We start from the raw sequence: 12,853 nt of genomic DNA on the forward strand, positions 1-12,853 counted from the left end.
GGCTCTGCCGCGTCGACGTGCGTATGCAGGCACTATTCCGATGCCGCTACCACGCTCGCGGTACTCCGTTCGCGGTACTGGCACGCGCTTGTGGAGGGACTCTGTTCCTCAATTCCCGGTGTGGCTTTGGGAATTCGTACGTTGCCGGAGGAGCGGATCGCCTGCGTCCGCTCCCAGCAGGCGATCCGCGCATTCGACGAAAAGGGGCCGGCTACGGCGTGGCCAGGGCCGGGCTCGTCCACTCGGCGCGCAGCGCCTTCTTGTCCACCTTGCCGACCTTGGTCGTCGGCAACTGGCCGAGCAGGACCGTCTTCCGGGGCGTATACAGCTCTCCCAGCTCGGCGGTCACCGCCGCGCCGACCGCGTCCGGGTCCACGTCGGCGTCCTCGGCCGTGGCCAGGAAGATCTGCACGGCCTCGCCGTACTCCTCGTCCGGCACGCCGAGCGCCGCCGCGTTGCGCACACCGGGCAGCGTGAGCAGGAAGTCCTCAAGGACCCTGGAGTAGACGTTGTCGCTGGTGCTGCCGGTGACGATGATGTCCTTGGCCCGGTCGACGAGATAGAGGTACCCCTCGGCGTCGAGATAGCCCATGTCCCCGGTGCGCAGCCAGCCGTCGCGCAGTGCTTCCGCGGTGCGCTCCGGGTCCTCGTAGTAGCCGAGCATCACCGTCTCGCCCCGGACACACACCTCGCCGACCTGGCGGACGGGAAGCGCCGCCGTGCTGTCCTCGGCACGGATCTCGATCTCGGTGTCGGGTATCGCGCGGCCGCAGCTGCGCCAGAGCTCGGGCCGCCTGGCTCCCTCCGAGGCGAGGTCATCGGCACCGAACGCGGCGATGCCGAGCGCCTCCGACTGCCCGTAGCCCTGGCTGAGCACCGGCCCGAAGACCTCGACCGCCTGCCGCAGCCGGCTGGGCGACGTCGCCGCGCCGCCGACGACGATCCGCCGCAGCGCGGGGAGGGCGCCCGGGACGCACTCCGGGTGGTCGAGAAGCGCGTACAGCATCGGCGGCACGAACATGGTGGCGGTGATCCGCTCCTCGCTCAGCACCGCGAGCGCCGCGCCCGCTTCGAACTCGGGCAGCACGACGAGGGCGGACCCTGTCACCAGAGCCTGGAGCGAGGTGAGGTGGCCGCTGCCGTGGGTGAGCAGCGTGGAGGCGAGCACCCGGTCCGTGCCCGGGACCATGGCCGGGAAGAAGCCCGCGGAGGGAGAGTCCTGCGGGGTGTCGTCCGCCAAGCCCACCAGCGTGTCGTAGAGCCGGTGGCTGTGCGCGGCGAGCTTGGGGCGGCCGAGCGTGCCGCCGGTGTAGAGGACGGTGACGGCTTCGTCCGCCCCCGGGGCGGGCACGTCGTCGGGGCGCGTCGCCGGGCACTCGGCCGCCAGGGCCAGCAGGTCCGTGCACTCCTGGTCGCAGGGCCCGAGGCTGAGCAGCTCGGGGGCGTGGACGCTGCGGCCGGCCGCGTCGGCGGCCCGCTGGGCGAAGAGCGGGTCGGTGACCACGGCGCGCGCCCGGGACTGCTCGACCAGCGCGGCGAGTTCACCGGGCCCCGGCTCCGGCGGCAGGAACACGACGCGGCAGCCGATGAGATGGACCGCGAGCTGCACCAGGACGGAGTCCACGCGATTGGCCAGGAACAGCCCTATTCCGTCACCCGGTTCGAGCCCCTGCTCGCGCAGCGCGTGCCCCAGCCTGAACAGCCGCCGCCGAGCCTCCCCGCGGGTCAGCCGCTGCGCACCCTGGACGAGCGCCTCGGCGGCCTCGTCCGTGTGCCAGTGCTCCAGGATGCGGTCCAGGTACGTCCGCGGCTCGGATGTTTGCTGCATGTTAACGATCATGGACACATGCAAACATGCTGCTCAGGAGCCATGGACTCAGAGGGGCCAACTTCGGCCATCACCCGGCGGAGTACCATGCCCTCCCCCTCCAGGGCGGCCGGCGATCGCTTGCGCGAGCACACCCCGAAGGGGCTGCTGGGCCTGATGACTGCGGCCCTCCAGGGCCGGCTTCGCCAAAGAGGCGGTCCGTCTCGCCCACACCCGGTGGCGCACCCTCCCGCTCGTTCCACAAAGCCCCAGGTCATGACATCACCGCAGGTCAGATAGGGTGGCGTAACTTCGCGGCAACATTATTCGCCTAGCGTCACCGACATAGACACCGACCCAGCCACCCACGCATCCACCTTGAGGGAGCCATGCGCGATCCGAAGCCCAGGGGTGACGGGTCCGGCGTGCCGCTGATGCGGGCCGACCGGGCCCGGACCGTGGCCAGTGTGCTGCGCAGGCAGGTCATGCGCGGCGCCTTTCCCGGTGGAGTACTGCCCGATGAGCGGGCCCTGATCGCCGAGTTCGGTGCCTCCAGGAACACGGTCCGGGAGGCCCTGGGCCTGCTGCGTGACGAAGGTCTTGTCGAACGCCGCCGGGGCGTGGGCACGGTCGTGATCGGCCGCGCCTACGAACATCCGCTGGGCGAGCTGTCGGGGCTCGCCGAGGTTCTCCAGCGGCACGGCACCGTCGTCAACGAGGTACGCGAAGCCCGCGTCCTGCGGCCGCCGCTCACGGTCGCCCGCCGCCTCGACCTGCCCGAAGGGAGCCCGGCCGTCTACCTGGAGCGGCTGCGCCGGGTGGACGGCATCCCCCTGTCCCTGGACTGCACTTATCTCATCCCTGAGGTGGGTGAGCCCCTTCTGGCACACGCCAGGAAGACGCCGCGCACGCTGGAGAACCACGACGTCTTCGATCTGATCGAGACCGCGACGGGCATGCCGCTCGGCTCGGCCGAGGTGTCCGTCCACGCCACGGTCACCGATCCGGCGACCTGCGCGGTCCTGGAGATGCCCGAGGGCGGCGCGATCCTCGCCGTCGAACGCCTCACCCGCCTCGCCGACGGCCGCCCCGCCGACCTGGAGTTCCTCCACCTGCGCGGGGACCGACTGACCCTGCACGCCACGCTCGACCGGGCGACCAAGTACACCGACCGCGCCGGCAGTTCCTCGCTGTAGCGGCTCGCGCGCCACCGTCCGTTCAGGCACCCCCGCGTGACGGGTCGTCAGCCGGGCCGCCGGTACGCGGCACCACTGCATGACGGGGCGTCAGCCCAGCCATCAGTACGCCTGTGACGCGCGGCGCGCCCAACTCCTGTGCCACGGAGGCCCCGTTGGATCACACCAAGCCCCACGATTCCGCTCATGCCGCCCACCGACACCCGCACCCGGACCCAGCCCCACTCCCCCACCGCCCGCCCGCCCTGACCACGCTGGCCATGTGCCTGTGCGTCACCTTGGTGATCGGCATGGTTTCCGCCGTCAATCTGGCCATCCCCGACCTGTCGGCCGACGCTCTGCGGCCCTCCGCTCAGGCCGTGGTGTGGGTCGTGGACGGCTATGTCGTCATCTTCGCCTGCCTGTTGGTGCCCGCCGGCGCGCTCGCGGACCGCAGGGGCCGCAAGGGAACACTCATGTGCGGCATGGGAGTTTTCACCCTCGGCGCGGTGATCTGCGCCGCTGCCCCGCATGTCTCCGTACTGATCGCCGGGCGCATGATCAGCGGGGTCGGCGCGGCCGCCGTACTGCCCACCACTCTCGCCCTGCTGGTCGAGGGCCTGCCCGAGCGGGCTCGGCGCAAGGCCGTCGCCGTGTGGGCATCCATGACGGGGCTCGCGGCCGTGCTGGGAAACGTGGGCGGCGGCGCCGCCATCGAGTACGGCAGTTGGCGGACGCTCTTTCTCTGCCTGGTCCCGCTCGCACTGTGCGCCCTGCTCCTGGTGGCCGCGGTGGCACCCGTCACCGCCCGCCGCCCGAGCCCCGCCGCGCCGCTCGCCGGCGCCCTGCTCACCGCCGGATTTCTGGCACTGCTCTACGCGATCGTCTCCGGCCCGCAGTCCGGCTGGAGCGCCCCGCCGGTTCTGGCCGCCTGCGTGGCGGCGGTTGTGCTGCTCACCGCCTGGGCCCGGCATGAACTGCGCGCCAGCGACCCGCTTCTGGACCCGCGGCTCTTCGCGCGGCCCGCCGTACGGGCGGGTGCGGCAGGGATGGCCGCGCTGTTCGCCGGGATGTTCGGCCTTTTCTACCTCAACGGCCAGTACCTCCAGTACGCCAAGGGGTACGGGCCGCTCGAAGCCGGGCTGCGCTTGCTGCCGATGGCCGCGGCGCTCCTTGCGGGCCCGCGCCTCGGCCTGCTGATCGAGCGGGTGTGCGGCCGACGCGGCACCGTCCTCATCGGGATGCTGGTACTGGCCGCCGGGCTGTGCGTGGTGTCAGCCGCCAACGCCCATACTCCGTACGCGCTCTACGCCCTGGGCGCCGGACTCACCGCCCTCGGCTGCGGCACCGCGAGCCCGCTGCTCTCGCACGCCATGATGAGTGCGCTGCCCGCCGAGAGGGCCGGAACGGGCTCCGCATTGCAGAGCCTGGCCAGGGAGTTGGGCAGTGCCGTCGGCATCGCTGTCACCGGCACCATCACCACTGCCGTCTTCACGGCCCGGCTCCCCTCGCCACTGTCCGGCGCCGGTTCTCAAGGGTCCGGCGCCGATCGGCCGACGACGGTCGCGGAGGCCGTGTCCCGTACCTCCGATCCTGACCTGCGCGCGGGGGTCGTCGACGCGTTCACCTCGGGCCTGCACACCGCGACGCTGACTTTGGCCGCCGCGATCACACTGGTCGCGTTCGCCGTCGCCAGGTGGCTTCCGCCGGAGCGGTGAGCCAGGAGGGACAGCCCCGGGACGCAGGCCCCGGAGCGCAGGCCCCGAAGCGCAGGCCCCGGGTCGGGTCCCTCCGGACAGCTACCGCGGCTCCACGCGCTGCAGCCCCGCGCGGCGCACCACCTCGGGACCGAGCTTCGCCGCCCGTTCCACCAGCGCGCGGCCGTCCCAGTCCGGCGGCCAGCCCTCCCACAGCCGCAGCTTGCCGTCGACCACGACGGCGGTGATCTGGTCGCGGTTGGCCAGGCGGACGAGTTCCCACTCCAGGTCCCAGGAGGGAGTCAGCTCAGGGACGTTGACGTCCACGACAAGGAAGTCGGCGGCCTTTCCCACCGCGATCTCCCCGGTCACCTTGCCGAGACCGAGCGCGTCGGCGCTGAGCGATGTCGCGTGCTCCAGCCACATCCGCCCCGCCCCGCACGAGGAATCGCCCGACGCCATGCCGTACGCCAGCCGCTGAGCCGTCTCCGCGGCGTCGACGAGGCGGAATCCGTCGCCGCGCGTCCCGTCCGTGCCGGTACCGAAGCGCACCCCCATCGCGGCCAGCATGGTGGCGTGTGCGACGGCGTTGCCCTTCCAGGCGCTGGCCACGGGGTTGTAGCTGATGGCCGCGCCGGAGTCGGCCAGCATCCGCATCTCGCCGGGCGTGAGCAGAGTGGCGTGGGAGCCGAGCGTCCGCGGACCCAACGCCCCCAGATGCCGTAGGTACTCGACCGGCCGTCGGCCGACGCTCTTCAACGACCTTTCCACGGAGGCCAGATGTTCATTGACGTGGATCTGGAAGACCGCGTCGGCCTCGCGGCACAGGTCCGCCGTCCGTTTGATGACCGTCGCGGACGCGTCCTCGGCCACGGGGATGGCGAGCGAGGGGTGGATCAGGGGATGCGCGTCCCACCGCCCCAGATGTTCCGGCCCGCCCTTCCCGTCGGAAACGACCTTGGACAGTACGCACCGGATGCCGGCTTCCTCGGTTCCCTCCGCTATGGCGGCCACATCGACCGGCGCCCGTGTCCCGGCATCGGCGACCGTCGTGAAGCCGCCGCGCAGCGCCTCCAGGGAGGCCAGCTTCGCCGACACGTACGCGCTCTCCTTGTCGAGTGCGTGCTCCAGCGGCTCCCATATCGTCTTGAAGATCTCCGAAGGCTGCCCGAACGACTGGGCCTTGCCGAAACTCTGCGTCAAGTGATGATGCGCGTCGACGAAGCCCGGCATGATCAAGTGCCCGTCCAGCCGCACCGGTCGCAGCCCGGGGTGCGCGGCCATGAGCTCCTTGGCCGGCCCGACCGCCCGGAACTTCCTGCCCTCGACGAGCACGGCCTGCCCGCGCTTCGGTCCCCCCGGCAGCATCAACAGCTCCGGCACGAGCAGCTTCCTGGCCCCCTTGAACTGCTCCGCCCGCACCGCACCGGGAGCGCCACCGCTGTTCGCGCCCGTGGCCGCGGTGGCGCTCCCGGCGGCCGGAGCGCTGATGAGCCCGGCGGCACCCGCAAGCCCCGCCCCGACCAGAAACCTGCGTCTACCGGGCCCGGCCTGCTCCCCCAGCCCCGCCCGCTCCGGCCCATGCCCTTCACCCTGCCCCTGCTCCGCCGACTGCTGCTCGTTCCGCCGCTCGCTCGCCAACCCACTCGCCCGCTTTCGTACGTCGCATGCCTGCGCCTTTGCCACTCCGCGCACGCCAAACTCCGCGTGCGGCCGCCAGCGGGGTGCCGTGGGTACGGCAAAAGTCCGGTGCCAGCCGTACGCCAGGTCGGTCGTGCGGGGTGGCCCGACCCTAGGACTACCGCCGTTCGTGGAACAAGACTTCCGGCATGCGACATTCACGTACGGAGGCGGCAGGTGGCGCAACTGGCGCCCGCTGTCACCGAACCCCTGGTCAAGCCGTGTATGCGGCCTGATCGAGGTGGCGTAACTTCGCCGTAACATGACGTTGGCCGGCGGGACGAGACGTTTCTGCGGTGAATCTCCTGACCCACCTGGCCGGGTCTCCCGCCGTGCGCCACATGTCGAGACCTCTCGACCAGTAGGCCTGTGGGCATGATCAAGAACTTCACGCGCGGCCTGGCCGCGCTCTCGCTGTCCCTCGCCCCGCTGATCGCCCCCGCCCCCGCCATCGCACAGACCACTGAGGTCACCACGCTGGCCGACGCCCTGCACCGGCTCCCGGTCGCGCGCGAGCAGCACGAGGGCTACACCCGCGGCCACTTCAAGCACTGGAACGCCGGTCTCAACAAGAAGGACGGCTGCGACACCCGCGCCGAAGTGCTCATCGCCGAGGCCGAAGAAGCCCCCGAGGTCGGCGAGAACTGCACGCTGAGCGACGGCGAGTGGGTCTCGTACCACGACAACCAGGAAGTCGACGACCCGGACAAGCTCGCCGTCCAGCACACGGTGCCGCTCGCGGAAGCCTGGGCCTCGGGCGCCTCCGGCTGGAGCGCGGAGCGCCGTGAGAAGTACGCCAACGACCAGGGTGCGCCCGCAAGCCTGGTGGCCGTCACCGAACGCAGCAACCGCTCCAAGGCCGGACAGGACCCCGCCGGTTGGATGCCGCCTCTGCCCAGCGCGCACTGCCGCTACCTCTCCGACTGGGTGTCCACCAAGCTGCGCTGGGACCTGGCCTCCAACCCGGCCGAGCTCGACGCCATCGCGGTGTTCGCCAACGGCGAGTGCAAGAACACGTCCGTCATCTACACGGCTGTGCGGTAGGCGGCGTCCGACACAGCACGCATCCGGCGGGCCGAGACCGGCATGGTCAGTCGGCTCTCCGGATGTCGCGCTGCCTGACGCCGCGTCGCCAGACTTCGACCACGTTCTGGCCCTCGGCGCGGGGTGGGGCACGCTGGCCCGCCGTGGCACCTGGCAGGACACTGGTATCCATGCACGTCACACGCCCTCAGGCTGCCGCCCCGACTGCCAGAGCCACCACCTCCGGCACGCCGGAGCACCCCGGGACACCGTCCGGTACGCGAGGGGCGCGCGGCCTCGTACGAGCCGTGGGGCGCGCCCCGCTCACCCGGCGGGCGTGGGCCGAGGCCGCCTACTGTCTGATCGGGTTCCCGCTGGGTCTCGCGGGCGGCGTGCTGCTCGCGGTGGCGCTGGCCCTGGGCGCGGGCTTCACGGTGTCGGTGGTGTTCGCGGTGCTCGGCGCGCTTGTGTTCATCACGGGGCTCCAGCTGGCCCGGGCGCTGGGCGGCGTCCATCGTCGCCTTGCGGCCCTGCTCCTTGGGGACCGGACACCCGCACCGCCGCCGCTGCGTCCGGAGGGGCGGTTGGTCAGTCGCCTGGACGCCCGGCTGTGGGACGGGGCCGGGTGGCGCTCGGCGGCGTATGTACTGGCGAAGCTGCCGGTCAGCTGTCTGGGGGCGTACGCCGTCCTGTGGTGGCTCGCGGGGCTGGTCAATCTGACGGCGCCCTTGCGGTGGGCGGTGTTCGGGCAGCATCCCGAGCCCGGTTCCGCGGAGGGCATGCCGGTGCTCACGCCGATCCCCTTCGGCGGTCTGGACGCGGACACCTTCGCCGGCACGTTCCTCGCGGTCGCCATCGGTGTGGGCACTCTGCTGGCTGCGCCCTGGGTGACGCGCCTGGTGACCGAGGCCGACCGGTGGCTGATCGGCGCGCTGCTCGGGCCGGGTCAACTGGCCGATCGTGTACGTGACTTGGAGGAGACGCGGGCGCTCGCCGTGGACGACTCGGTGGCGCTGCTCCGCCGCGTCGAGCGCGATCTGCACGACGGGGCTCAGGTCCGCCTCGTCGCGGTGGCGATGAGCCTCGACATGATCAGACAGCGGCTCAACGAGAGCACCGGCGGCGGACCACTGCATATCGCGCGCCTGCGTCAACTCGTCGACGGGGCGCACCACAACGCCACCGCGGCCCTCACCGAGCTGCGTGATCTGGCCCGCGGCATCCATCCCCCGGTACTCGACGACGGCCTCCCCGACGCACTCGCCACGCTCACCGCGCGCAGCAGCATTCCCGTCGACCTGGTGACGGACATACCCGAGCGTCCGACCCCGGCGATCGAGACCATCGCGTACTTCTGCGCCGCCGAGCTGCTCGCGAACGTCATCAAGCACAGCGGGGCCCGGCGGGCCGCCATCACGGTGGCCCGGTTGGACGGCCGTCTTCTCCTCCAGGTCGGGGACGACGGGCACGGTGGGGCGGAGGCCGGCGCGGGGAGCGGCCTGACGGGACTCATGCAACGCGTACGTACGGTCGATGGGCGGATAGATGTCAGAAGCCCGGAGGGCGGGCCGACCGCGGTCACCGTCGAGCTGCCGCTGCACGCGTGAGAGCATGCCGCCATGCGCGTCGTGATCGCTGAGGATGCCGCGGTACTGCGGGAGTTGCTGGGCCAGATGCTCGCGGAGCGTGGGCACGAGATCTGTGCGTCCGTGAGCGATGCGGACACGCTGCGCGCCGCGGTCGCCGAGCACCGCCCGGACGTCACGGTGACCGACATCCGGATGCCGCCGACGCACACCGACGAAGGGCTCCGTGCGGCCATCGACATCCGCCGCGAGCACCCCGGCACGGGAGTGCTGCTCTTCTCCCAGTACGTGGAGACGAAGTACGCCACGCGGCTGCTCGCCGCGGGTTCGGCGGGCGTCGGTTACCTGCTCAAGGACCGCGTCGCGAACGTCGCGGAGTTCACCGACGCGCTGGAGCGGGTGGCCGCGGGCGGTACGGCGCTGGACCCCGAGGTCGTCACGCAGCTGGCCGGGGCCGGTCGCCGTGCGGAGGAGCTCGCGCCCCTCACCGACCGCGAGCGCGAAGTCCTCTCGCTGATGGCCGAGGGCCGGTCCAACGCGGCGATCGCGCAGAGTCTCGTCGTCTCCGCGGGCACCGTCGAGAAGCATGTGGCCGCCGTCTTCGACAAGCTCGGGCTGCCCGCGTCACATGACCACAACCGCCGTGTCCTGGCGGTTGTTCGCTACTTGCGCGGGTGATCGGGATCGAGTCACCGGAACATATCGTTCCGAAGGACATAGACATATGCCAGAAGCACCACCGCGTCGTGTGTTGCCAAATCCCTTACGAGCCCCTCCCGGCTGTGCGAAAGTCGTTAGCGGTCCATCTCCATCCCGCCCGTTTGGTCGCACCGCATCCTCAACGGAGCACCTCATGCCGTCCCATGTCTTCGCGGACCGCCCTTCCGCCCAGCCGCCCGAGCGCGGCTCGGTCGAAGCGCTGATCACGCAGACGCGCCGGCTCCGCGGCGAGGTCGACGCCGTGCGCCGAGATACCGGGCCCGATCAGAGCGACCCGCAGGGGCGCTGGCAGCGGGCCCTGTGCGACCTGGCGGTCCACCAGCTCAACGACCTGGACGAACACCTCGCCCAGTTGCGGGACGGACCCGTGGAACCGGCCGTGGAGCCCGCCGCTCCGGCCGTGCCCCCGCCGCTCGAACCACAGCGCGGTTCGCTGCTCAGCCGGGTCGGCAGCGCGGAGTGGAACCTCCTGAACGACGAGGCGAGTTGGTCGGGCGAGCTGTACCACATCCTCGGGCGGGACCCGCAGGCTCCCCCGCTCTCCCTCGACGAACTGCCCTCCCTGGTGCACGTCGACGACCAGCCGATGCTGACGGCCATGGTCACGGACTGCCTGATCGACGGGAAGCCGATCGACGGCGAGTTCCGTATCGTGCGCACCGACGGCGGCGTACGACAGGTGCACATGATGGGCGAGCCCGTGCTCGCCGCTGATGGCAGCACCGCCTCGATGTGGGCGGTCTTGCGGGACGTCAGCGAGCTGCGCCGCAGCCAGCGAGTGGTGCGCGAGACCCGTGACTCGTTGCAGCGCCAGCGGCACATCGCGCAGACAGAGCACCGGCTCGCGGTCGAACTGCAGGAGGCTGTGCTGCCGCCGTGGCGCGGCTCCCTGCGGTTCCCGCACGGCGGACCCGCGGCGCTCGACCTCGCCGCGCACTACCTCCCTTCCTCCACGAGCTCCCTGATCGGCGGCGACTGGTACGACGCGATGGAGCTGCCCGACGGCCAGTTCCTGCTCAGCGTCGGCGACCTCACGGGGCACGGCGTCACCGTCACGTCGGGCATGGCGATGCTGCTCGGCGCGGTACGCGGCATGGCGGTAGCCGGGGTGCCCCCGGCCCAACTGATGGGCTGGCTCAACCAGTTACTGGACACCACCGCGCAACCGGCCCTCGGCAGCGCCGTCTGCTGCCAGTACACCCCCGCCACCCACACCCTCAGCTGGGCGCAGGCGGGACACCCCGCCCCGCTGCTGTTCCGCGACGGGACGGGGCGCGCGCTGACGCCACCAGGGGGAGTGATCCTCGGGGCGACCTCCGGAGCCACGTACGAGCAGGCCGAAGAGCAACTCGAGCCCGGTGACCTGCTGTTGCTGCACACCGATGGCCTTGTCCCACGGCGCACCAGGGACGCGGCCACGAGCCGGCTGCTCGCGCTCGCGCCACGTTTCAGGGACCCGCGGGGTGCACAGGACTGCGTACGGACAGTCGTCGAAGAGTTCGGCGTGGCCCCGCGTGAGGACGACGCCTGCCTGCTGATCGCGCGGGTCAATTCCTGACCCGCGCCCGAGCCCTGCCGGGCCCTACGCGCGCACCCGGCTGCCACCTCCGGTCTTGGCCGCCGCCTTGGGCAGGGCCAGTTTGATCTCCTCACGCAGGTCCTGGATCTTCGGATAGCCGGAGTACTGAGCCGTCAGGCGGTACATCTCGCGCAGCCGGTCCCAGGTGCGGTGCGAGGAGTTCGACCCCATCGAGACCAGCGCCAACCGTGCGTAACGGTCCGCCTGTTCGGGGTCGTCGGCGATGAAGCACGCCGAAGCCAGCGAGATGTAGTCGAAGATCTGCGAGCGGTCGCGGCCCTTGGCCCGCAGGTCGATCGCCTCCCTGGCGTGGCGCTGAGCCGTGTTGGCGACGGACGCGTCGTGATCGGCGAGGGTGCGGAAGGCCAGGGCCTGCATACCGTGCATATCCGCCTCGTCGAACATCTGCATCCAGCTCGGCGGTGGCACGTCCCCCTTGTCGGAGACGAACAGATCCTCGGCGATGCCGAGTGTGCGGCGCATCGCCTGCCCCTTGCCCATCGACGCCTGTGCCCAGGCCTCGATGGTGTAGAGCATGGCCTGCGTGCGCGGCAGCATCTCCTCGCCCGAACCCGACTGGGCGAGCTTCATCAGGTCCAGAGCGTCGTCGGGACGCCCGAGATGCACCATCTGGCGCGCGGCCCGGGAGAGTGCCTCGCCGGCACGCGGCCTGTCCCCTCCTTCGCGGGCCGCGTGCGCTGCGATCACGAAGTACTTCTGTGCCGTGGGCTCCAGGCCGACGTCGTGCGACATCCAGCCCGCGAGGACGGCGAGGTTGGCAGCGACGCCCCACAGGCGCCGCTGGAGATGGTCGGGGTGTCGGTAGGCGAGCATGCCGCCCACTTCGTTGAGCTGTCCCACCACAGCCTTGCGCTGCAGCCCGCCGCCGCGGGCCGCGTCCCAGGCCCGGAACACCTCGACGGAGGTCTCCAGTTCCTCGATCTCCTGCGACCCGATGGGGGCGGCCTCATAGCGGTCGAACCCAGCGGGGTCGGCGTGCAGGGGACGGTCGGTTCGGGGAGCGTCGGCAACGAGGGCCGGATCGGTGTGCAGCCAGTCGTGCATGGCGCTGCTGAGTGCGGAGCCGGCGGCGAGCGCGGCACCCGCGCCCACCAAGCCGCGTCGGTTGAGCATGAGGTCCATTCCCGTGAATTCGGTGAGGACCGCGGCTGTCCGTTCGGGCGCCCAAGGCACGCCGTCGGGGTGCTCCACACCACCGTCGCCACGCCGTTTCCCCACGCGCCCGTGCCGGACCAGACCAAGATCCTCAATGGTCACGACACGGCCGAGACGCTCGGTGAACAGAGCCGCCAGCACCCGGGGCACGGGATCGCGGGGGATTTCTCCCATGTCGATCCAACGCCGTACCCGCGAGGTGTCGGTGGCCAGTTGCGGATGGCCCATGGCCGCCGCCTGCCGGTTCACCAGTCTCGCGAGCTCCCCTTTGGACCAGCCTGCCAGGCCGAACAGGTCCGAAAGACGGGTGTTGGGTTGTCCGTTCACGTCAAGCCCCCAGGTTCTCGGCTGAGTTGACAGTAACCCTCTGTCAGTTGCTGGGCGACTATTCGCCATGGTTCGCCAGGGTG

General features: G+C 71.2%; 9 protein-coding genes. 6 read left to right on the top strand and 3 right to left on the bottom strand.

Features of this window, described 5'->3' with window-relative positions; genetic code table 11:
* Window positions 1–211: 211 nt before the first annotated feature.
* Complete coding sequence (locus E5671_RS08160) at window positions 212–1,828, bottom strand: class I adenylate-forming enzyme family protein (protein WP_237330132.1); 1,617 nt, start codon at window positions 1,826–1,828, stop codon at window positions 212–214.
* 368 nt (window positions 1,829–2,196) lie between these two features.
* On the opposite strand from E5671_RS08160, the gene E5671_RS08165 reads away from it, so the two are divergent.
* On the top strand, window positions 2,197–3,003 hold the full coding sequence (locus tag E5671_RS08165) for a GntR family transcriptional regulator (RefSeq protein ID WP_160503170.1): 807 nt from the start codon (window positions 2,197–2,199) through the stop codon (window positions 3,001–3,003).
* A 155-nt stretch (window positions 3,004–3,158) separates the two neighbouring features.
* On the top strand, window positions 3,159–4,700 hold the full coding sequence (locus E5671_RS08170) for an MFS transporter (protein ID WP_237330133.1): 1,542 nt from the start codon (window positions 3,159–3,161) through the stop codon (window positions 4,698–4,700).
* Between the two features lie 81 nt (window positions 4,701–4,781).
* Here E5671_RS08170 and E5671_RS08175 read toward each other — a convergent pair whose 3' ends face one another.
* Window positions 4,782–6,101, bottom strand: a complete 1,320-nt coding sequence (locus tag E5671_RS08175; protein WP_336606040.1) for an amidohydrolase family protein — start codon at window positions 6,099–6,101, stop codon at window positions 4,782–4,784.
* Between the two features lie 633 nt (window positions 6,102–6,734).
* On the opposite strand from E5671_RS08175, the gene E5671_RS08180 reads away from it, so the two are divergent.
* The 4 genes from E5671_RS08180 (at window position 6,735) to E5671_RS08195 (ending at window position 11,246) form a co-directional block, all read left to right on the top strand.
* On the top strand, window positions 6,735–7,403 hold the full coding sequence (locus E5671_RS08180) for a GmrSD restriction endonuclease domain-containing protein (protein WP_160503172.1): 669 nt from the start codon (window positions 6,735–6,737) through the stop codon (window positions 7,401–7,403).
* Between the two features lie 170 nt (window positions 7,404–7,573).
* The gene (locus E5671_RS08185; protein ID WP_160503173.1) at window positions 7,574–8,989 is read left to right on the top strand and encodes a sensor histidine kinase; all 1,416 of its coding nucleotides are present in this window, start codon (window positions 7,574–7,576) and stop codon (window positions 8,987–8,989) included.
* A gap of 12 nt (window positions 8,990–9,001) precedes the next feature.
* Window positions 9,002–9,646, top strand: coding sequence for a response regulator transcription factor (locus E5671_RS08190; protein ID WP_160503174.1), 645 nt, complete (start codon window positions 9,002–9,004; stop codon window positions 9,644–9,646).
* Window positions 9,647–9,821: 175 nt separating this feature from the next.
* Entirely contained in the window at window positions 9,822–11,246 is a 1,425-nt protein-coding gene (locus tag E5671_RS08195) for a PP2C family protein-serine/threonine phosphatase (protein WP_160503175.1), read from the top strand.
* A gap of 24 nt (window positions 11,247–11,270) precedes the next feature.
* Here the strand turns inward: E5671_RS08195 and E5671_RS08200 are convergent, their stop codons facing one another.
* Window positions 11,271–12,770 (bottom strand): DNA-binding protein NsdB, encoded by a 1,500-nt coding sequence (locus tag E5671_RS08200; protein WP_160503176.1) that lies wholly within the window; start codon window positions 12,768–12,770, stop codon window positions 11,271–11,273.
* Between the last annotated feature and the right edge of the window lie 83 nt (window positions 12,771–12,853).

This window comes from Streptomyces sp. BA2, assembly GCF_009769735.1.
Classification (GTDB): domain Bacteria; phylum Actinomycetota; class Actinomycetes; order Streptomycetales; family Streptomycetaceae; genus Streptomyces.